Annotated in this window: 20 protein-coding genes; 3 read left to right on the top strand and 17 right to left on the bottom strand. The window is 42.8% G+C overall.

The features are described 5' to 3' along the window. Positions 1–28: 28 nt before the first annotated feature. Positions 29–2023 (bottom strand): NAD(+) synthase, encoded by a 1995-nt coding sequence (locus tag KUA46_RS03060; protein WP_022121951.1) that lies wholly within the window; start codon positions 2021–2023, stop codon positions 29–31. Between the two features lie 6 nt (positions 2024–2029). After that, a complete protein-coding gene (locus tag KUA46_RS03055; RefSeq protein WP_119228975.1) occupies positions 2030–3169 on the bottom strand; it encodes a DUF2027 domain-containing protein in 1140 nt (379 codons plus the stop codon). Positions 3170–3346: 177 nt separating this feature from the next. Here KUA46_RS03055 and ispE point away from each other — a divergent pair, with 177 nt between their 5' ends. Together ispE and KUA46_RS03045 are read left to right on the top strand one after the other, a co-directional pair. Then, on the top strand, positions 3347–4207 hold the full coding sequence (gene ispE / locus KUA46_RS03050; RefSeq protein WP_218487076.1) for a 4-(cytidine 5'-diphospho)-2-C-methyl-D-erythritol kinase: 861 nt from the start codon (positions 3347–3349) through the stop codon (positions 4205–4207). 27 nt (positions 4208–4234) lie between these two features. After that, the gene (locus KUA46_RS03045) at positions 4235–4849 is read left to right on the top strand and encodes a DNA alkylation repair protein (RefSeq protein ID WP_118141462.1); all 615 of its coding nucleotides are present in this window, start codon (positions 4235–4237) and stop codon (positions 4847–4849) included. 148 nt (positions 4850–4997) lie between these two features. On the opposite strand, the gene KUA46_RS03040 is transcribed toward KUA46_RS03045, so the two are convergent. Continuing rightward, complete coding sequence (locus KUA46_RS03040; RefSeq protein WP_006846843.1) at positions 4998–5498, bottom strand: NUDIX hydrolase; 501 nt, start codon at positions 5496–5498, stop codon at positions 4998–5000. A gap of 11 nt (positions 5499–5509) precedes the next feature. Further along, a complete protein-coding gene (locus KUA46_RS03035) occupies positions 5510–7516 on the bottom strand; it encodes a dipeptidyl-peptidase 3 family protein (RefSeq protein WP_006846844.1) in 2007 nt (668 codons plus the stop codon). Positions 7517–7723: 207 nt separating this feature from the next. On the opposite strand from KUA46_RS03035, the gene recQ reads away from it, so the two are divergent. Then, positions 7724–9586 carry a DNA helicase RecQ gene (recQ, locus tag KUA46_RS03030; RefSeq protein WP_153073455.1) on the top strand — a complete coding sequence of 621 codons (1863 nt, stop codon included), beginning with the start codon at positions 7724–7726 and terminating at the stop codon, positions 9584–9586. A 51-nt stretch (positions 9587–9637) separates the two neighbouring features. Here recQ and KUA46_RS03025 read toward each other — a convergent pair whose 3' ends face one another. The 13 genes from KUA46_RS03025 to KUA46_RS02965 form a co-directional block, all read right to left on the bottom strand. Then, positions 9638–11203: an ATP-binding protein gene (locus KUA46_RS03025; RefSeq protein ID WP_218487077.1), complete on the bottom strand. Its 1566-nt coding sequence runs from the start codon at positions 11201–11203 to the stop codon at positions 9638–9640. Positions 11204–11352: 149 nt separating this feature from the next. Next, on the bottom strand, positions 11353–12471 hold the full coding sequence (locus KUA46_RS03020) for an MraY family glycosyltransferase (protein ID WP_218487078.1): 1119 nt from the start codon (positions 12469–12471) through the stop codon (positions 11353–11355). Positions 12472–12511: 40 nt separating this feature from the next. Continuing rightward, positions 12512–13330: a glycosyltransferase gene (locus KUA46_RS03015; protein WP_153137908.1), complete on the bottom strand. Its 819-nt coding sequence runs from the start codon at positions 13328–13330 to the stop codon at positions 12512–12514. A gap of 7 nt (positions 13331–13337) precedes the next feature. After that, the gene (locus tag KUA46_RS03010) at positions 13338–14207 is read right to left on the bottom strand and encodes an alpha-1,2-fucosyltransferase (RefSeq protein WP_153137911.1); all 870 of its coding nucleotides are present in this window, start codon (positions 14205–14207) and stop codon (positions 13338–13340) included. A 7-nt stretch (positions 14208–14214) separates the two neighbouring features. Continuing rightward, a complete protein-coding gene (locus KUA46_RS03005) occupies positions 14215–14904 on the bottom strand; it encodes a hypothetical protein (protein ID WP_218487079.1) in 690 nt (229 codons plus the stop codon). Between the two features lie 91 nt (positions 14905–14995). After that, complete coding sequence (locus KUA46_RS03000) at positions 14996–15142, bottom strand: hypothetical protein (RefSeq protein WP_434725814.1); 147 nt, start codon at positions 15140–15142, stop codon at positions 14996–14998. A gap of 74 nt (positions 15143–15216) precedes the next feature. Then, positions 15217–16242, bottom strand: coding sequence for a glycosyltransferase family 4 protein (locus tag KUA46_RS02995; protein ID WP_153137915.1), 1026 nt, complete (start codon positions 16240–16242; stop codon positions 15217–15219). Further along, positions 16242–17663, bottom strand: coding sequence for a lipopolysaccharide biosynthesis protein (locus KUA46_RS02990; RefSeq protein ID WP_153137917.1), 1422 nt, complete (start codon positions 17661–17663; stop codon positions 16242–16244). Before KUA46_RS02990 ends, KUA46_RS02995 begins: the two co-directional genes overlap by 1 nt. Beyond that, on the bottom strand, positions 17660–18544 hold the full coding sequence (locus tag KUA46_RS02985) for a hypothetical protein (protein ID WP_118416160.1): 885 nt from the start codon (positions 18542–18544) through the stop codon (positions 17660–17662). Before KUA46_RS02985 ends, KUA46_RS02990 begins: the two co-directional genes overlap by 4 nt. Beyond that, entirely contained in the window at positions 18544–19749 is a 1206-nt protein-coding gene (locus KUA46_RS02980) for an EpsG family protein (protein ID WP_218487081.1), read from the bottom strand. Before KUA46_RS02980 ends, KUA46_RS02985 begins: the two co-directional genes overlap by 1 nt. Before the next feature lie 11 nt (positions 19750–19760). Next, a complete protein-coding gene (locus tag KUA46_RS02975) occupies positions 19761–19904 on the bottom strand; it encodes a hypothetical protein (RefSeq protein ID WP_264906774.1) in 144 nt (47 codons plus the stop codon). After that, the gene (locus KUA46_RS02970; RefSeq protein WP_153139697.1) at positions 19904–20296 is read right to left on the bottom strand and encodes a serine acetyltransferase; all 393 of its coding nucleotides are present in this window, start codon (positions 20294–20296) and stop codon (positions 19904–19906) included. Before KUA46_RS02970 ends, KUA46_RS02975 begins: the two co-directional genes overlap by 1 nt. Before the next feature lie 38 nt (positions 20297–20334). Then, positions 20335–21402: an NAD-dependent epimerase/dehydratase family protein gene (locus KUA46_RS02965; protein ID WP_153139695.1), complete on the bottom strand. Its 1068-nt coding sequence runs from the start codon at positions 21400–21402 to the stop codon at positions 20335–20337. Position 21403: the final 1 nt, after the last annotated feature.

The raw sequence follows: 21403 nt of genomic DNA, 5'->3' as shown, positions 1-21403 counted from the left end.
TGTACTTTTGGCTTGTCCGAAATCAATTTCAGAGGTTTTCAGCCTCTTGCAGCCAGATGGCAGATGCAGCATCACTAGGCATACGCCAGTCGCCACGAGGACTGAGGCTTACGCTACCTACTTTCGGGCCGTCTGGCAAACAGCTGCGCTTGAACTGCTGATTGAAGAAACGGCGCACGAAGGTCTTCAGCCACTTCTTAATGGTTTCCTCATCATAGCTGTCAGGATCATTATCACTGATCTTTACACGCTCCAGTTCGGAATCAATAAATGCCTTCTTTGCCAACATGTAAATCTTGGAAGGGCGGAAACCGAAACGCAGGAAATAGTAGAGGAAGAAATCATGCAGTTCGTATGGTCCCACCAAATCTTCCGTCTTCTGCTTGATATTTCCATTCTCATCTGCCGGAATCAACTCTGGACTGATAGGAGTATCGATGATATCACGAAGAGTGATGCGGCTCTGTTCGTCTACCCCACTCTCTGCTACATGATTTACGAGATGTCGGATCAGGGTCTTAGGAATGCTGGCATTCACGCCATACATGCTCATGTGGTCACCATTATAGGTAGCCCATCCTAATGCCAACTCTGAAAGGTCGCCGGTACCGATAACCATACCACCCATCTTATTGGCTAAATCCATCAGAATCTGGGTACGTTCACGAGCCTGGGAATTCTCGTAAGTCACATCATGCACACTAGCATCCTGACCGATGTCCTCAAAGTGCTGGGTTACAGCCTTGGCGATGCTGATTTCCTTAATGGTAATACCAAGACTCTGCATCAGCGAGATAGCATTATTGTAGGTTCTGTCTGTGGTTCCGAATCCCGGCATAGTGACACCTACAATACCCTTTCGGTTCATTTTGAGTTTATCAAAAGCTTTTACACAAACGAGTAAGGCCAGCGTAGAATCCAAACCGCCGCTAATACCGATTACTACGGTCTTGGCATGGGTATGAACGATACGCTTGGCTAGCCCCATGAGTTGGATATTGAAAATTTCCTCGCAAGAGGCATTCATATCGCTGCTGGTAGGAATAAACGGATGAGGATTCACCTCACGTTCCAACACAAAATCGCGTTCATTTTCGGTAGGATCGGCTTCGATATTACGGATATTGAACTGACCGCCGAGAACAGAATACTTAATATTGCGCTGGGCATTTACATAAGTAGAATTCGTACGACGCTCAGAGCGGAGTTTCTCTACATCTATCTGTGAGATAACCATCTGCGGTTCAATAGAGAAACGTTCACTCTGTGAAAGTAAAACTCCATTCTCATAAATCAGGGCATTTCCACCATAAACCACATCCTGCGTACTCTCACCGAATCCGCAGGAACTGTAGATATATCCGGTCATGGTACGGGCACTCTGCTGGCTGAGCAGACTCTTCAGATAATGATGTTTTCCGATGAGTTCGTCGCTTGCAGAAAGATTGAAAATCAGGTCTGCTCCTGCTAGCGCCAGTTTGTTGCTAGGAGGAGCCGGAGCCCATACATCTTCGCAGATTTCCACACCAAACTGTACGCCATCGAAAGTTTGAAAAATCTGAACATCAGGCGTCAGTTTCACCTTATGTCCGGCATAACGGACTTCGCAATCTCTCAGGTCCTGAGCTGAGGCAAACCAGCGTTTCTCATAAAACTCGCTGTAGTTTGGAAGATATGTCTTCGGTACAATACCGAGAATCTGTCCATGCTGGATAACGATACCACAATTGAGCAACAAGTCGCCCGCTATCACCGGCGCACCCACGATAGAGATGATATCGAGTTTGCGTGTGAAATCGAGCAACATCATCACCGCCTGCTCAGATGATTCGAGAAGCATCTGCTGACGGAAGAGATCCTGACAGGAATAGCCCGTAACAGAGAGTTCCGGAAATGTAATGATCTCTACACCCTTTCCCTCAGCCAGCGCAATCTGTTCCTCTATCTGCTGGGTATTGAAAATGACATCACCCACCTTTACGGCAGGGATGGCACTAGCTACCTTAATAAATCCGTACTTCATAATAAATTACTTTATTGTTACCTGTGTCGCACCATAGCCATACTCCTGGAAAGAAGCATCCTGATAGGTGCAACTCTTATAGCGATAGTTCAACTCATGAATGAGAGTCTGGCGCAACACACCTTCGCCCTTTCCATGAATAAAGATAATTTTCTGTCCCTTCTTTTTCTTATATTCCTCCATGGTCTTCTTGAAGATATCCATCTGATAATGAAGAATATCTGCAGAATTCATTCCAGCAGTTGTTTCAAGCACTTCATCCGCATGAAGATCTATCACAAGGGTTCCATCATCCTTCTTGCTCTTCTTCTTGCTGGTGTTGGCAACAACCTTCTCATCCTTATACATCTGCTCTTTCAGACGCTTGGAATCGATAACCAGCGGACGGGCTATTTCATCGTTCTCTACAATCGTAAAGAGATAGGCTGGAGTCTCGAAGAAATCGTTCTCCTCGAAAAGATGAAGCTTGTAGAATTTCACAGGATCGAGGCGGAACTGAACATCTGTTGCCGGCTTCAGAAGGAATGGCTTGTCCTTCTTGTAAGCTATCATTTGGATGGCGATATGCTCCATCTCGTTCAGAGCCTCACGACCGAATTCCTCGATGAAGAGTTTGGTGTTCGGTTCTATTTCTCCCTCTGCTTTCAGAGTCCATGCATTTCCCTCAGCCACGAGATAGGTATAGCGGAGATAGTAGTTGCTGTCATTCACCATATAGGTCTCGAAACGGGTATTGGTTACGTCCTTGATGTTGATAGGTACAAAGGCGAGATAAGCACTGAGTTTGTTGCCACCCGTATGTTCCTGAACCGGTTTCACAAAGGTTATCTCACGGTCGGCAGCATCATATTCCTCTACATCCATATCCACGTCATCGTGATCATTCAAGATGGCCTTGATACTCCGGCTGTCCTGATGCAGTTCGGTATTGGCATGCTCCTCAGCCTTCTGCTGCGCATCCATTTTAGCCGAAATCATCTTGCCCATGGAGTATTCATCCTGCTCCACCACAACTACCTCGTTGATAGGCATCGGAATCTCAAAACCATCCTCATCCTCAACGAGCACAATATTTTTACCTTGGAAGCCGGCAACCTTTCCGCCACCCACTTCGCTCAAGAATCTGACTTTATCTCCTTTTTTCATAATCTATTAATAATTTGTAATTGCAAAGATACAAAAGATATTGCAAAACAGGGCTTATTTTAATATTTTTAATGCTACAGATAAAAATAATCCTGTAAAAGATGCACCATGTTAGATATTTTTCCGTATCTTTGCAAAGAAAAAGAAATAGTAACGAACCCTTTAAACTGAAAAGTTATGATTACATTTCCTTGCGCCAAGATCAATCTTGGTTTAAATATAGTTATTAAGCGGAAAGATGGATACCACAATCTTGAAACGGTGTTCTACCCTATTCCGCTGACCGATGCACTTGAAATCAAGCTCATGGGCGATGAATTCCCTAGTGATGTTCCTTGTGATCTGAAGATTACAGGTAACGCAGTGGATTGCGACGAACAGAACAATCTCGTTGTAAAGGCTTATAATCTCCTGGCTGCCGACTTCAGGATTCCACGCATCCATGCTCACCTGGTGAAGCGTATTCCTTCGCAGGCAGGTTTGGGTGGCGGTTCTGCCGATGCAGCCTTCATGATCCGTTTGCTTGACGAGCGTTTCCGCCTCAATATCGGTAATCCGGAGATGGAAAGATATGCTGCCAAACTGGGCGCAGACTGTGCCTACTTCATTTCTGCTGACCCCGAAGATGGTGACACTGCATGCTATGCAGAAGGTATAGGCGAAGAACTGATGCCGGTAAGTGGTCCTGGCGATAATCTGCGGGGCTATCATCTGGTTGTGGTGAAGCGCGATGACATTGCCGTCAGCACCAAAGAGGCTTATGCAGCCATCACCCCACAGGCTCCAGCCAAATGTTGCCGCGACATTGTACGCCAGCCTATCGAGACTTGGAAAGAGGAACTTGTCAACGATTTTGAGGCACCTATCTTCAAGATGCACCCGGAACTGGCAGAAATCAAACAGAAGCTGTACAACCTGGGTGCCGTATATGCAGCGATGAGTGGTAGCGGAAGTGCCATCTTCGGTATCTTCAAGCATAAACCTGCAAATATAGAGGAACAGTTCGAAGGAATGTTCTGTAAAATAATGAAACTTTAATTTAGTTAATAGTTTACTCAAATTATAATGAACGAAGAAACACATCAGAAACTGATGACTATCAAGCGAAGCTTCCGCTTGCTGATGAACGGTCCGGGATCGCAATCTATGCGCGATAAGGGACTGGGATATAAACTGAATTGGGGCGTACCATTCTATGAACTGAAAAAGATGGCTGAGGAATATGGTAAAGACTATGACCTCGCCATCGAACTGTGGAAGGAAGATATCCGGGAATGCAAGATTCTGGCTACACTCATCATGCCTGCCGATAAGATGCTTCCGGAAATCACAGATTTATGGATGGAACAGGTACAGAGTCAGGAGATGGCAGAGATGCTTGCCTTCAACCTTTTGCAGCACGTAGATTATGCGCCTGTCATCGCCTACCAGTGGATAGCAAGTGATAAGCCGCTCTATGAGATTGCCGGTTTCCAGCTCCTTGCCCGTCTTTTTGCCAATGGGAAAGAGCCTAACGAGCGTGGCATCAACGAATTCCTGGATCAGGCTGCCGCAGCATTGCAGGGTGACAACATGGGAATAAAACATGCTGCCTCTAATGCGGTTCTCCGTTTCTGCGACTTCGGTGAAGATTTCGAGAAAATTGCAAGAGGCGCACTCAAGGGTATATACGAGATTTAACGCTTCTGCAGATGCGGTCAGAAACAGGCCACGACCCTGCTGAAATTACGTCCCGACGTAGCATGGTGCTGCGTCCCGACACACAAAAAAATACGTCCCGATGCAGCAAATGCTACGTCGGGACGTATTTTTATGGCTATTTTCGTCATTACATGAAATACTTCTGATATTCGTTTTCGAAATTCGGAGTGAAAACACCCTTGCCGATGTTTTCACTGATTTCATCCTTGGTCCAGAATCTGCCACCGGCCAATTCTTCCTGGCTCGGTTTCACCTCGCCATCATATACACAGCGATGTACATAAACCAGTTCCTTTTCCCGCTGACTCTCAAAGACATAATGCCCAAGAGATTCCGGTTCAAAATCGGTGATACCCAATTCTTCCCTTACCTCGCGATGCAAAGCCTGACTCACACTTTCGCCTAAATCTACATGACCGCCGCAGGCTGTATCCCATTTATCCGGCTGGATATCCTTCCAGGCTGGACGATGCTGCAGATACAGATCACCCCGGCTGTTGAATACATGCAGATGAACAACCGGATGCAATATCTTGCTTCCGTCATGGGCATGACCGCGGGTAACAGCGCCCAGAATGTTGCCCATTTCATCTACTATCGGAAATTCCTCGTTCTTATTATCTATCATCGTTTCTCTTATTACAAAGTTCCGTATTCATCAGAGTAGCGCAACATCTGGTCAACATAGCTCTCCTCGTAATCCAATACCACGTCTGTAATTTCGCCTTCTTCATCCATCTCCAGCGTCATCTTCGGATTGATGAATCCCTTGTATGGAGCGAGATTCAGTTTCTTGTATCTTGCCAGGATCTCGCGATGCAATTCCGGATCAATATTCACGGCATACTTCTCTACCAACAGGCGGGCAGCCTCGAAATCGCCCTCACTCTTGATGCGCTGAATTTCAGCAAGCAACTCGCCGAAGAGATGGCGGAGCTTGGCATAATCATTAATCTTCACATAAGTCTTCGTCGTAATGATATTGCCCTCACTGTCCTTCAAAGCATCCTCGGCAGAAGCATAGTTCATATCCATCTTCACCAGTTCCACAGCACCCTCGGCATGCTCCATCACCCACCAGGCTATCAGCGCACGGTTGCGCATGTGGGCTTCCTCTATCTTGTCGCCTTCCTTGATGCGGATGGTCTGGGTGAGCAGACCGTTCATCAGATAACCGTAATACTGAGCCTTGTATGCCTCATCATTCGGAGTCAGACCCAGTTCTACCAATTTATGGTCGGCTACATAATAGAGTCCGAAAAGATCGGCTCTCGCCTCTTCTATCGTACTGCCATACGCCTTCAGTGCATCAGGGTCGGTACCAGGCAAAAGCTGTCCGCTACCATGTCCCAGACACTCATGCAGGTCGGTATGCAGATCATCTGTAATATCCTCGTACTGATTCATCAGACTGATGGTATCCTCGTCGATAACGAATTCATCGCGGAAACCATTGCCTTGAGCTGCCTTGTTATATGCCTCGGTCAGGTTACCGATGGTCACACTCTTAGAACCATATTCCTGACGGATCCAGTTGGCATTCGGAAGATTGATGCCGATGGCAGAAGCAGGATATTCCTCGCCACCCAACATCGCAGCACAGATGACATTGGCTGTAACACCCTTCACCTCCGGCTTGCGGAAACGTGGGTCTACAGGTGAATGGTCCTCAAACCACTGGGCATTCTGACTGATGGTCTGGGTGCGCTTCGTTGCTTCAAGATCCTTATATTCTACGATGCCTTCCCAAGTACCTTTCAGTCCGAGCGGATCGCCATACACTTCGATAAATCCGTTGATGAAATCAATCATTCCCTCGTGCTGCTGCACCCAAGCAATGCTGTAACGGTCGAAATCCTTGAGATCGCCTGTACGGTAATACTTCACCAGGAGATCGATAAGATGTTTCTGTTCCTCATTTTCTGCATATTTCTGAGCACGGAGCAACCAGGAAACAATCTCCTTGATAGCTGCACCATAGAGGCCGTCTTCTGTCCATTTCAGCTCCACCAGTTCACCATTTCGCTTGGTCAGTTTAGAGTTCAGTCCATACGAAGGTGCCTGTTCGTTGCCCTCTTCCTTCATCCTGGCATAGAAACGTTCAACTTCTGCCTGAGAAACATTCTCATAGAAATTGCAGGCTGAAGTCTGTACCAGATCCTCGCCATCCGTCTGATTCACGCGCTTAGGCATAACTTCCGGATTGAAGATGACAGGCACCAGAATGCCCAACAGGTCTTCCTTGCTCTGTCCCTTGGAAAGAGGCAGGTATTCATCGGCTACAGCCCCAACCATCTCATAGAAAGATTCCTCTGAAAATCCTGGCACAAACTTTTCACATCCATAGTGATGATGGATGCCGCTGGCAAACCAGACACGCTTCAGGTAAACTTCGAAAGCCTTGAAATCTTCGCTTTCGCGATTACCCTCGTAATGAAGGTATACAGCCTCCAGGGTTTTACGGATGCGCAGGTTGTATTTGCCCTGCTGGTCGAAGGTGATATCACGTCCCAAGAGGGTTGCCTTCGACAAGCAATAAATATAAATTTTCTGTGTGAGCGACAGGTTTTCGAAACCCTTCAGCTCATAACGGAGCATCTGGATATCGGCAAATCGCTCTTGAGTGTTTACATTACATTTTGCCATTTTTATCTGTATTTACCATGCAAAAGTAATACATTTTTTCCACATACCAAACTTTTCCTCCTGTTTTTCGCTCTTTGCAAAGTTTTTTACTTGAAATATGCACTTTTTCTTGGAGAAAACTTTTATTTATGCAGATTATTCATTACCTTTGCATGAAAATCAAAACAAAAACATGCCGGTAAAGGCAGAAATCATAAAACGGCAATCATGCAGATAAACGAGATATTAAAAAGCTATTTTGGATACGATTCCTTCCGCCCCAACCAGGAGGCGATTATCAGAGAGGTAATGCAGGGACACGACTGTCTGGTTCTCATGCCGACAGGTGGTGGAAAGAGTCTGTGCTACCAGGTTCCCGCATTAGCGATGGAAGGTACCGCTGTGGTCATTTCACCGCTCATCAGTCTGATGCACGACCAGGTGGAGGCGCTCAAGGCAAACGGTATCCCGGCAGAAGCACTGAACAGCGGAAACGACACGACCGATGAACTCATCATCCGCCGCCGATGCGAGAAGGGAGAACTGAAACTCCTTTATGTTTCGCCCGAAAAACTCATCAGCGAGATACCTTATTTATTCAGCAACATCAAGATTTCGCTCTTTGCCGTTGACGAGGCCCACTGCATCAGCCAGTGGGGACACGATTTCCGTCCGGAGTATTCGCAACTCGGTATGCTGCACGAAAATTTCCGCAATGTCCCGGTGATGGCGCTCACAGCCACAGCCGACAAGATAACGCGCGAAGATATCATACGCCAGCTTCATCTCAATGGGCAGACGTTCGTAAGCAGTTTCGACCGCCCCAACCTCTCCCTCACCGTAAGACAGGAGAGTACCAAAAAGGCAAAGCTCCAATACATCACCCGCTTCATCAGTAATCATCCGGAAGAAGCGGGCATCATCTACTGTCTCTCCCGCAAGAACACCGAAATGGTAGCTCAGGAACTTATCGATCTGGGTATCAATGCCGCAGCCTATCACGCCGGAATGACTGCCCAGACCAGAGCATCAGTACAGGAGCGGTTCAAGATGGACCAGATTCAGGTGGTATGTGCTACCATCGCTTTCGGAATGGGCATCGACAAGAGTAATGTGCGCTGGGTAATCCACTATAATATGCCTAAAAGCATTGAGAGTTTCTATCAGGAAATAGGTAGAGCCGGTAGAGATGGAGCACCATCAGATACCGTGCTGTTCTATTCGATGGCCGACATCATCACCCTCCGTTCTTTCTGTGAAGAAAGCGGACAGCGTGATGTGAACATGGAGAAACTGCGCCGCATGGAGGAATATGCCGAATCGAGAGTATGCCGACGACGCATTCTGCTGAATTATTTTGGCGAGACATCATCCTGCAACTGCGGCAACTGTGATGTTTGCAAGAATCCTCCACGCACCTTCGACGGCACCATCAGAGCCCAGAAAGCCCTGAGTGCCGTGGTCCGTTCGGGTGAGCATATTGCAGTAGGTACCTGCATCGAGATTCTGAGAGGCATGCATTCTTCTGCCGTTGTGAAAAACAAATACAACGAGATGAAAACCTTCGGTGTGGGCAGGGATACAACATCTAAGGACTGGAATGCTTATCTGCTGCAGATGCTACAGATGGGATTCTTCGAGATTGCCTACAACAACCACAACTACATGAAGGTTACCGATTTAGGCTGGAAGGTACTGAAGGGAGAACATCATGTTTCGCTGGCTTATATAGAAGAAGACGATAAAGCCACCCGCCCAAAGAAAACGGTACGCAACAGGAAGGGCGCCATCGCCCAGCCGGGAAATCTCATTCCTGAGGTGCATGCCGAACGTGTCATCTTCCAGGAAGACTCGAAAGGCGTGGAAGACAAAGGGCTCTTTGAACACCTCAGAAAGATACGCAAGAACCTTGCCGACGAACAGGGTTATCCTCCATATATCGTACTCAGCGACAAGAGCCTTCATGAACTTGCAAGGATGAAACCTACCACCAAGAATGCCATGAGCCTGATCAGTGGTATCGGAGAATTCAAGCTCAATAAATATGGCGATACCTTCATCAAGGCTATCAGGAAATATACAGGACTATAACAGAAAATTTCTGCATTTTCAGCTTGTCTTGCCTCAAGATACAATCCTGTCTTAAGATACAATCTTCCATTCTAAGCTGTTCACCTCGTCCTTCACCGAGAAGTTCAAGCCTATCTTCACCACCTTCTTGCCGCTCATCTTGTAGGCATCGGCATAGTGCTTTGCCTCTATCTGGGCGAGAGCCTCCTCAGCACTCTTGTTGAATTTCAGTTCCATCACGTAGATGGTGTCGGCGGTCTCCATCGTGATATCGATTCTACCCATCGACGTATGCGGTTCCACTAGGATGCTATAGTTGGTGAGCAGGGCAAACATGATGTAGAGCGTCTGCTGCCAATGCCCCTCGTAGTTGGTATTGTCGCAGTAAGGCACAGTCTCCAGAAAGTCGTTCAGCAGGCAGAAGGCTGCATCCATATCCCCCTTCTTCACCAATACCGACATCTTGGCGATGGTCGTGTTAGCCTTCGCCGACTTGTCCGTCAGATAATGAGGCAAAAGGCTTCCATACAGCCCCACCCTTATCTCCTGGTTAGGCAATGCTAACTGATACAATTTTGTAGGCTTGTCATATCCCTTGATGGTGACGTATCCACTCTGATAAAGCAAAGGTATGATGGTGGTCATCGTTTCGGTGGCGGCATCAAAGTCCTTCTTGCCCACCTCTATGGTCTCGCCAAGGTCTGCAGGCAAGAAATCATACTTTCTCATCATATTGATGAGATAGGTAGGAGTACCCGATCCGAACCAGTAATCATCCACTCTGCCATCAGCAAAGCAATTGAGCAGACTGTAAGGATTGAAGACATCAGGCGATGGCCAGCAGAAGTGATAGCCATCATAATGATCTTTGAGTTCCTGTATGGTCTCCTCCCTGCTCAGTTTCAGATGCTCGGCAAGAGCGTCGATGTCATCACTCATCTGTGTAAGCATTTCCTCTTTGGTGATGCCGCAGATGCCGGCATAAGGTTCGTCCATGCTCACATTTTTGATATTATTCAGCTCGCTGAAGATGCTGAGCTGTGAGAACTTCGTGATGCCCGTAAGGAAGACGAAGCGCAGCAATGGCTCGCAATCTTTCAAGGGACTGTAGAAATTGCGCATCGTATTGCGCAAAACATCGAGTTTTTCCTTCTCGTGAGCCACATCCAGCAGCGGTGCATCATATTCATCGATGAGCACCACCGCCTGCTTGCCTGTCTGTGCAGTAACTGATTTTATCAAGTTGAGCAAACGGACGTTCGGATCTGGAGAATCACAATCTACTCCAAACCTATCCTCATTTTCCTTTAATATATATAAGAGGTATCGATCCAGCTGTTCCTTCTCCATATGTTTGCCTCCAGCCAAACTGAAGTGCAGCACAGGATACTCGTTCCACTCCTTCTCCAGCTTCTCGACGGCAAGTCCCTCGAAGAGATCCTTTTTGCCCTCAAAATAACTCTTGAAGGTGGAAACCAGCAGCGACTTGCCGAAACGGCGTGGTCGGCTCAGGAAGAAATACGTTCCATCGGTATGTGTCATACGATAGATGTATTCCGTCTTATCTACATAGAACATATCCTCCTTGCGGATCCGTTCAAATGTCTGAATTCCTATAGGATATAATTTTCTTGCCATAATCAAACGCTGTCTAATGAATTGCAAATATACATCAAATCCCCGAAACAACCAAGCATTTCTACGATTTTAACAAAAAAATAATCCCGACCCAGAGATTCCTTTTTGAATCTCCGAGCCGGGAATAGCATAGTTTTAAATATAGAGGATTAAATATCCATTTCCGCCCTCCTGGTGTGTAGGATGACATCCAGCACCAGGTGGAACACTATCCATACAGCGATGTCGATGGCCAGGATATACGTGATGTTCACGTGGCCGATCATCAGGAAGTTGAGCAGGATGAACATCAGCGAGAGCACGCAGATAGCCACCATTACCTGTCTCACCCTCAGTCCGCATCTCAGCAGCTTATGATGGATATGGCTCTTGTCGGGCAAGAACGGATTCTTCTTGTTTCTCAGTCTGTGGGCCACCACTCTCACCACGTCGAGCAGCGGCACCAGCATCGTGGTAAAGGCAAACACCATGTTGTAGTCAGACACCACATGTGGGCTCACATCCACCGTGCTCAGGTGAATCATCAGGAAACTGATGATGTAGCCCAGCGACAGCGAACCCGAATCGCCCATAAAGAGCTTCCTGCCCCTCATGGCATTTCCAAACACGTTGTAGAACCAGAAAGGGATGATCACACCCAGCGCCGCAATGCAGAGCAGGGCGAAGGAAAACAGATGGAGCCAGATGTGCAGCCCCGCCAGCGCCACCAGCGAGATGCCGCAGAGTCCGGAAGCCAGTCCGTCGATGCCGTCAATCAGGTTGATGGCATTGGTTACGTACACCACGATGAGCACGGTGAAAGGCATGCCCACCCAGGGCGACAGCTGATAGATTCCGAAGAGTCCGTCGAGCGACTTGATCCACACACCCGAAGCCACGAGCAGCGATGCCGCCACAATCTGCACCAGGAACTTCTTCTTGTACCCCACTCCAATCAGGTCGTCGGCGAGTCCCACCAGGAACAGCATCATGCTACCCACCAGCAGTGCCAAAAACTCATAAGGCACCTCCCCGTGCATCGATCCGCTGCTCAGTCCCATCAGATGGTATATCAGCACCAGACCGCCCATGGTAATCAGCATCACTGGGAAGAACGAGAGTCCGCCCAGTCGCGGAATCGGCGCATGATGCACCTTTCTCTTATCCGGCATATCAAAGAGTTTCTTCTTATGCGAGATAAGGAGGATGTTAGGCAGCACAAGCATGGCGATGGTGACAGACACAACAAGTGCTACTAGCAGGAAAATATAAATTGGTTGAATCATCATAATTCTATAAATTATTAAATGTTGATAGAACAAATACTTGTTATCTTCTTAATAGTCTCGTATATATTAGAGATCTTAGAGAATTTGGAATGATGCGGGCAGTAAATCTGATGCACACATTCATTACGAAACGAGGAAAAGAGATAAAACCCATTTTCAGAATATGATACTGCGTGATAGCCTCGTCACAAGCATATTTCCATCCTCCTCTTCTCTTGAATGTTTCCGGTTCATACCTGAACCAGAGAAGACTTTCCTGCATATTATAGACTTGACATCCAGCCATCAGCATCTTAATCCAGAGGAAATAATCCTCTGGGAAATATTGAGTTTGATAACCATCCACCTTTAGCACCTCAGACTTTCGATACATTACAGTAGGATGATTCACCGGACACCGCTTCTTTGCGTATTCCATTACCTCCTTGGGATGTTCAGGCACCTTTCTCACACTCTCTATCTGATGAATATCAGTGATGAATTCATCTATCCAAGAGCCTATCATACCGATTTCAGGATGAGCCTGCATAAAAGCAAACTGTTTCTCCATACGATGCGGCTTGGCAATATCATCGGTATCCATACGTGCCACAAGCTCATGCTTGCAATAGGTAAGACCATCATTCAGTGCGAATCCAAGTCCTCGGTTCTTTTCGAATCTTACTACATGGAGCTGAGGATACCGCTCCTCATACTCCTTCACTACATTCTCCAAAGCATCTCCTAGCCTGCCATCTTCTACCAGAACCACATCATCAGATACAAGAGTCTGATTAAAGATGGAATCTAACGATACCCTTAAATACTCCGGCTTCTCCTTATAATACAAGGAGAGTAAAACTGAATATTGTGTATCCATAATTAAACTATATCCGCTTCCAACTTGTACAGATCGGATCGACTTTGAGATCTATATTCATCCACTTTTTGGGAGCTATTACAATTTTATCTTCATTAGTATTCAACCACGCTCCCCACCATGAGAAAGAAGAGTTAGCTATAATATTATATTTACATCCACTCATCAATTGCATATCGATATAACTATTACTACCTGTGTTCCAATCTACATAGATTACTTGAACATCATTCAACAAACTCTGCAAATGATTTCGACACCACTCGGTATCATTAGAAAATACTAAGAAGACATCAGGTGCCACCACGTCCTTCAAATATTGAATCGCTTTATGGTAATAATCCAATTCGCAGATATCCTTATAATAAGGATGATTGAGATAATCTCCTCTCCTCACATGAATAGAAGCACTATTACTTTTTTGAACAACTTTCCAAATCTCTAAATTTTTATCTTTCAAAATTGGAAAAGTAAAAGCCTTTAATATCACACTTCTTATATCTTTAAAATATTCCTCATGTTGCCAATATCCGTCATAAAAACAATCATGTTGAATATCAAAAATATCTTGTTTTAAATCCATATTTTTGGGTTCTATACACATTGTTTTTCTCCTTGGCAAAAAACATTTCCCAATTTGCCAACAGCGATAATTTAAGTATGGATATGAAACACGAACTAAATCCTTCCAATTAGCAAATTCACAATCTACCTGAAAAATTTTATCCAATTCAAAGCCATTATGTAATGGATAACCTTTAAAACATGACCTATCAACTTTTACAACTTCATTTTTAAACTTTTCTCGCAATGCGAGATAAAGAGCATACTGGAACATTTGATTACCTAATCCACCCAATATATTTACGATTTTCATTTTTTGCTTATAATTTGCCAAGAAGAACTTTGGCTGTGATTTTATTTTTCTTCAAACCTTCTACGATGCAGAACGTCAGAAACAAGCATAACACAAAACTAAGACCGACAATAACAGCATCGCTTCCTGTAGGCAATAGTTTTCTCACCCCATATACGACCCATCCATTGATGGTAATATGACAAGTATAGTAACCTAGCGATACCATACCTATCTCACATAGGAACCCATTCAATCTACATGCAGCATTCAAAAACTTGGGAGCCATCCCCAACAAGAACAAGATAGCCAGCAACGCAGTCACACCTCGATACGCATATTGCAACAAGGAACTCGCTATATGCGGTATGGCAGGTATCCACATTGGCAATTCGTGCATATTCCATGACCAGGCTAGCAGAGTCCAACATATCAACAACGGTCCAAGCACCACCCCATTTCCAATCTGCAACCTCGGAAAAAGGTGGATACAATAGCCCATAGTATAAAACACGAAATAGTAAGCGATAAACTGAAAGCCGAACATACGGATTTCCATTCCTACCATGATGCCCAGAAGCAGCAAGCTTGATAGTGCTATCATCACCAGTTCATCAATATTTAATTTCGATGCTAACCATTGGCTGAAGATAAAGATTAAATTGATAAAAAACAACACCCATAAGAACCAGAACGAAGTATCTGGATAGAGTACCATATTCACCACTCTTATCAAGGTATAATCACCTGATATTCCATACTTTGTAGCCGACCATGCCACATACGGCATCATCAGTTGAAGGAATCGTCTAGAGCACAGCGATTTGCCCCCCCCCATATCTATGCACCCGACAGGCGAAATAGCCACTTACCGCCATGAAAGCTGGCATGTGAAAGGAATAAATCATGTTCCATAAATGGTTGTGAAAACACCCATCTGGCATTACCGATTGCATGGCATGCCCGAAAACTACAAGTATCATGAGCCATCCCTTGAGAGAATCGGCCCATAGCAAACGTTTGCTTTGTATCATTTTTCAAAGATTCTGTTAATATTTTCCTTGTTTAACACCTTGTCTATGTCATATTTGCATACATCCTTTTGAACAGCCATAGACATAGACGGTATTCTTGAAGGGTTTTCTATGAATCCAAGCATTGCTGATTTCAAACTATCGACATCTTTTGGCTTTACGAGCACACCTAATGCAGGGTTTGAAATAACATCTGGATTGGCATGGAAATCTGAAGCTATCACAGGAAGACCAGCCTTGAACGCATCAATCAACACACCAGGAAATCCCTCACCCTCAAAATATGTAGGGAAGACCATCACGTCATATTCAGAAAGTTGTTCCAATCCCTCTTTCGACTTTAAGTTTAAGAAGCCACCATACGAAATGTTATCACAAGCTAAGGTATCAAAATATCCCTGTGAATATGTATTTGTTTGCGAGCCGTAAAAAGTCACTGAAAATTTCTTGCCATATTCTTCATACAATTTTCTTGAAGCATCTATGAGCAAGCCAACACCTTTCTCCTCTATCAAACGTCCTAGAAAGACGAACTTAATGCCCCCAGTTGGGCGATTTCTTTTCGCAGGCAACTCTCCTATCGGCTTAAAGTTAGGCAAGACTTCTACATTGCTCAGCCCCACATTGTTAAGCTGAACCTTCATGTAATGTCCCTGTACTAAAATCTTATGAAATGATTTTAATACAGGGACATTATTCAAATGCCCCTCTACTTTTTTTCCCAAGTCTCCTCCAATAACAAAGTAAATGACTTGTCTATGAACATGCAAGATTTTCAAGATCTTGCCTAACCACAAAGCACCACGCCCAGAGATAGACAACACGCATTTACACTTATAAAGAATTACATAAACTAGGGCAGACAACAAACAGACAATAGAACTCTTGTTCCAAGTATCAAAGAACCTCACGTCATAATACTTTTTAAGATGTGCCAACAACAATTGATTTTTGACTTGCGCCCCACCACCAGTAGGAGGTTCTCCATATTGAATGGAAGCAATAAAAAGCAACTTTTCCATCAAGATTTGATTAATAAATAACTATATTTGATTTTCTCTTTACGAACTAATGCCAGAATAGTCAAAGAAACGACATAGACCAAAGAAAACAGTAACATACTTGCAAACAGATTATAAGCAAGAATCATAAAAACAGAGGTCAGTATTTCCATGCAAATTACAAACCTATCCAATTTAACGTTCAAATAACGATATAGATAAAACTGACACAAATAACTTCTCAACATGATACTAACCAACATACCCACAACAAGCATATTAATACAATTCACCACATTCGAAGACAGATAATAAAAGAAAACAGCAAACAGCACTGAAGCCAAATTGATTTTCAACAATACAATTTGCTTTCTGAACGTCTTGAAATAGGTACCAAAAACCAATACCATCCGCGTCTCAAAAAGAGCTATAGGACATAAAATCATCAAATAGCTCAGGCTGTCCACATACTTTGGTATCCAAGTCTTTATTATCAATGACAGAGGAACGAAGCCGATAAAGCAAACCATCGCAAAGAGTCCTATAACAAAAGTTAGCATATCCAGCAGCTGCCTTTGTCTATCCTTTTCCATACTGCAAAGGTATGGGAACAAAACTAACCCTATCTGTGAAATGAATGTCAAAACGAACATAGACAAAGATACTGCAAACGATATCTTGGCAAAAACAGAAATACCCCAATTATGCTCTACAAAGAAACGACCAGAGCCTATGATGAAGGTACTCAACAAATTGGAAATTGTCAACGATATTCCCACTATCATATTTCCACATGTAGCACGTAGATTATTTCTGGCAAACAAATTGGATGTGACTGTGAAATCGAAGACTCCCCCAAAGCAAGTGGAAACAAATGCTAGGGCTATGAAACGGGCACAAAGATAAGAGAAAATAACATTGACAAATGAATCTTTGTTAAAGAGAACCAGAAACACAAACAAAAGCCCCAAGAAGGTCACCTTGTCTATTACAACAGTCTTGGAATAATAACGCATTTTATCGGTTGCCATCAAGACAAACGACAACAACTTATATACATTCTCAACAATGATATAAACACCGAGGAAATAAAAAACAACCTGATAAGCGCCTTTCAGAAACAGGTACGAATATAGAGCAACCAATAAGGCTATGACCATTTGAAGAAACGACACCAACAGCAATTGGGGATAATACTGTTTCCTGTTGATTTCGGAAAACTTCTTACCGCCCAAAGCCAAATATATACCATCACTAAAGCCGAAATGAAGAAGCCCTACATAACTACTACACAAGAAGAAATATTGCCAATAACCAAAATGTTCGATTCCTAAAATTTTTGGAAGCAATAAAGATGTAACTAGCCCACAACACAAGGATACAACTTGTGAAAACACGGCATAAGCAGAAGTCTTAAGGAAACTTTTTTTATTTGAATTCATAAACTTAACATTCTATTCAACCAACTTGCCATTTTATACTTCTCAACGATAGCGTCACTTAATTTTACATAAGGAGATTGAATAAAAGCCTTAAAACCAGATTCATCATCCTTACCTAGAATAAAAATATTATGAGAATTGTAAAAATCGTAATTGACAATATGTTGGTTGTTGGTGACTAATTTCTTCTCATAAAACATAGATTCAAAAGCTCTCAAAGAAATTCCTTCTTGTCCTTCCTGAAGAATCTCAATAACAGAATTGCTTGCTTGAACATTTTTGCATACTACATTATAATCAATATGCCAAGAATATCTTCTGCTAAACAAAGCCTTACGGTTATTAACTAAAATAATTCTCGACTGTAATCGGTTCTTCCTATATAAACTTGCAACTTTATAAAGCATTTCTCTTCTCCCCTTATCTTGCCCTATGAAAAGCCCATCCCATTTAGTTGTTAATACGTTTTCTGTTAATACGTTTTTGAAATAAAATGAACCTACATAAATGAATCCAGCACAAGCAGCATCTTTTTTTGAAAAAGTCGCTTTAATCCACCTTTCACTTAATCTAGAATGAGCTTTAGACTCGCAGAGTGGATTCCAAGAATAAAATATTAATCTTGCAGTTGGACTACAAACTCTTTCTATACGTCTAGCTACCTCGTCATAATTCTTTCGTGTGTCAAATAGAATGATAACATCCATTTGTTGGATCACATTTTCCAAATTAGGATTATCTTCCAAATATAATTTATGTGTAAACAAGCTAAGAAGTCTCTTCCATATAGGTGGAGGTAAGAAACTCGAAACGCAACTCACCTGACTGCTGTGCGTATATTTAGCAAAGCTAAAATCTACTAACAATACATGCTGTTTCATTATTCGTGCTTTAATCGATTTAAACGTTCTTGATAATAAATATTCTTTCTATGGTTTAACTCATCATAAGAAATATCATCAAAAATTGAGTAATATGGGTAATATCTTTGGTAAAAATAATAACCATGGGAAGTAGAACTTACCCAGTCTGATACATCTCTTGCCTGATTTTTTACGACACCAAATATAAAATTAGCATATAAGGCAAAAATTAATATTTTCTTCGCTCCATAGTGGTTCCAGATAAAATCACCCAATAATATTAAATAATATATCTGAAAGTAATTTGCAAAACGAGTGGAAAAAATAGGTAGAAAAAGTCCTAAAGTCTGTGTCAGTAAATAAAACTTTGCTCCTACAATAACTGTCGCAGACATATTGCTATTAGCTGTCTCATACTGTTTCACTATATAAGCTACTAATAACACAATCAAACAAGACCTAATACTACCAAAAATAGTTGCCCTTTTCATTTGAGAATATTCCTCAAAAGAATCTGAAAAAAATGGCAAGAAACTTCCTACAATATGTTTAAGCAAAAAACTACTGAAAATAAAACCAACAATCAACAGAATTAGAAGTTGTTTATAATTAATAGTTGATGCAGAATACCTATACACAAAAGGGATTACCAATAACACTATGCCAGACTTGTGAAAAGACAGAGCAAACAAGCTCCAAGAGAAATATTGCAACCATCTCTTTTCTTTATAATGATTCATTGCCAGTAAGCCACAACTAAGACTGAGTGACTCTCTGAGAATCTCACAGTTGAAATAAAGCAATGTCGCAACAACATAGAAGAAAATTACCGTAAAACGATACTGACAATACTTACTAACTATGTAAAATATGACACCATTAACTAATATTGCATGAAATATTTGGAATGAATAGAAATTAAAATTGATGGTTTTACAAAAACTGTTGGTTATATACCACATAGGAGCATACTTGGCGTGCAAAAAGTCAAATTTAGAAAGTCCTTCCAGAAAAGGAATCTTTTTCCACATATCCATATAACCGATTGTATCGCCACCAACATAATTTCTCAGTCCCAAGAACAACACGACCACAATATAAAGAAAAAAGTAATATCCTTTATATGTATTCCCTCTCTCATAACTGTTCCCGTAATTCCACAATTTATAATCACAAGCATATACGGGAAATAGAAACAATAATATAAGAATTAAATAAATCATTTGCTACTTTATCAAACGGTTTTCCTATCCTTAAATCCTTTGTGGGAAATAATTCGAGCAGGAACACCTGCCAATACGACATTCTCTTCATCAAAAGACTTAGTAACTACAGCATTAGCACCAACTATAGTATGGTTTCCAAGATGAACTCCTATTAAGATTTTTGCGCCAGCTCCAAGGTAACAATGTTGCCCCCCCAGACCTTATCGGAGACATTAACACCATTCTGAATGACACAATTATCTCCAAAACGAACGGTACCATTCACTACTATAGCACCATAATGAGGAATATATAAACCTTTGCCAAAGGTGTTAGGAGGTATAGAGATTCCAGTTAAAACACTAAGATTCCTAAACTTGTAACGATACCATAAGAGTAATATTTTGGACAATTTTCCTTGTCTACAATTGGTAAGATATTCTATCTTCCTCATATACTTTAAGTAACGCCATGTCTTATTAAAAAACAAAGACAAACCGGAAATATGGTTTGCCCTTCTATCCGCATCTAAATATATTTTTAAATCTTGTTTTGAAGCAATCATAAAAATCACGTAATTAGTGTTCAATGAATATATTTATTTTAACTATATTTTCTCACATAATATCTCTTGTACCACTGTGCAAACGCCCTAAGTCCCTCTCTAAGCGACGTATCTGGCTTATACCCAAAGTCTTGCTCCAATGGTGTAGTATTAGCGTAGGTTACAGGCACATCGCCTGGCTGCATTGCCACCAGCTCCTTATGCGCCTCGAAGTCATAATCCTTAGGAAGCACACCAGCACGAATCAACTCTTCCTGTAAAATCGTAACGAAATCTAAAAGATTCTCTGGGTGACTGTTACCTATATTATATACCTTGTATGGAGGGATAGGCAGACCATCCTCACCATTCTGTTTCTCCGGCGCATGCTGCATCACTCTTACAATACCCTCTACAATATCATCAATATAGGTGAAATCACGCTTGCAATTACCATAATTGAAAATCTTGATAGTTTCACCTTTTACCAGTTTATTCGTAAAACAGAAATATGCCATGTCTGGACGACCAGCAGGACCATAAACGGTGAAGAAACGCAAACCAGTGCTTGGGATATTATAAAGCTTAGAGTAAGCATGAGCCATCAACTCGTTACTCTTTTTAGTCGCAGCATAAAGACTTACAGGATTATCTACCTTGTCATCAGTAGAATAAGGAACTTTTTTGTTGCTTCCATAAACTGATGAAGAAGAAGCATAAACCAGATGCTCTACCTCGTGATGGCGGCAAGCCTCCAGGATGTTATAGAATCCTATGAGATTGCTCTGAATATAAGCATCAGGATTCGTAATACTATAACGTACGCCTGCCTGAGCTGCAAGATTCACCACTACAGAAATCTTGTTTTTTGAGAAGATTTCCTCTACAGCTTCCTTGTTGGCAATGGAGTCATGAACGAATGTCCAATCCTTACCTAAAGCTTCAATCTCCTTCAATCGCTCATACTTGATGTTCACATCATAATAATCCGTAATGCTATCAATACCGATTACCTTGATGTTCTTAGCATCATTAAAAAGGCGCATTACAAGATTGCTGCCGATGAATCCGGCAGTACCTGTCACCAAGATGGTCTTACCATCTAGACTAATATTATAATCTACCATA

Origin of the sequence: Segatella copri (genome assembly GCF_019249765.2) — a bacterium.
Taxonomy (GTDB): Bacteria; Bacteroidota; Bacteroidia; order Bacteroidales; family Bacteroidaceae; genus Prevotella; species Prevotella copri_K.
This window is presented reverse-complemented; position numbering and strand designations above follow the sequence as displayed.

Coding starts and splice junctions, on each gene's coding strand:
- KUA46_RS02970 (WP_153139697.1), bottom strand. CDS start 20,296: ATGATTGCTTCAAAACAAGATTTAAAAATATATTTAGATGCGGATAGA.
- KUA46_RS03060 (WP_022121951.1), bottom strand. CDS start 2,023: ATGAAGTACGGATTTATTAAGGTAGCTAGTGCCATCCCTGCCGTAAAG.
- KUA46_RS03035 (WP_006846844.1), bottom strand. CDS start 7,516: ATGGCAAAATGTAATGTAAACACTCAAGAGCGATTTGCCGATATCCAG.
- KUA46_RS02990 (WP_153137917.1), bottom strand. CDS start 17,663: ATGAATTCAAATAAAAAAAGTTTCCTTAAGACTTCTGCTTATGCCGTG.
- KUA46_RS02980 (WP_218487081.1), bottom strand. CDS start 19,749: ATGATTTATTTAATTCTTATATTATTGTTTCTATTTCCCGTATATGCT.
- KUA46_RS03015 (WP_153137908.1), bottom strand. CDS start 13,330: ATGGATACACAATATTCAGTTTTACTCTCCTTGTATTATAAGGAGAAG.
- KUA46_RS02965 (WP_153139695.1), bottom strand. CDS start 21,402: ATGGTAGATTATAATATTAGTCTAGATGGTAAGACCATCTTGGTGACA.
- KUA46_RS02985 (WP_118416160.1), bottom strand. CDS start 18,544: ATGAAACAGCATGTATTGTTAGTAGATTTTAGCTTTGCTAAATATACG.
- KUA46_RS03010 (WP_153137911.1), bottom strand. CDS start 14,207: ATGAAAATCGTAAATATATTGGGTGGATTAGGTAATCAAATGTTCCAG.
- recQ (WP_153073455.1), top strand. CDS start 7,724: ATGCAGATAAACGAGATATTAAAAAGCTATTTTGGATACGATTCCTTC.
- KUA46_RS03005 (WP_218487079.1), bottom strand. CDS start 14,904: ATGGTACTCTATCCAGATACTTCGTTCTGGTTCTTATGGGTGTTGTTT.
- KUA46_RS03025 (WP_218487077.1), bottom strand. CDS start 11,203: ATGGCAAGAAAATTATATCCTATAGGAATTCAGACATTTGAACGGATC.
- KUA46_RS03020 (WP_218487078.1), bottom strand. CDS start 12,471: ATGATGATTCAACCAATTTATATTTTCCTGCTAGTAGCACTTGTTGTG.
- KUA46_RS03055 (WP_119228975.1), bottom strand. CDS start 3,169: ATGAAAAAAGGAGATAAAGTCAGATTCTTGAGCGAAGTGGGTGGCGGA.
- KUA46_RS02995 (WP_153137915.1), bottom strand. CDS start 16,242: ATGGAAAAGTTGCTTTTTATTGCTTCCATTCAATATGGAGAACCTCCT.
- KUA46_RS03045 (WP_118141462.1), top strand. CDS start 4,235: ATGAACGAAGAAACACATCAGAAACTGATGACTATCAAGCGAAGCTTC.
- KUA46_RS03040 (WP_006846843.1), bottom strand. CDS start 5,498: ATGATAGATAATAAGAACGAGGAATTTCCGATAGTAGATGAAATGGGC.
- ispE (WP_218487076.1), top strand. CDS start 3,347: ATGATTACATTTCCTTGCGCCAAGATCAATCTTGGTTTAAATATAGTT.
- KUA46_RS03000 (WP_434725814.1), bottom strand. CDS start 15,142: ATGCAATCGGTAATGCCAGATGGGTGTTTTCACAACCATTTATGGAAC.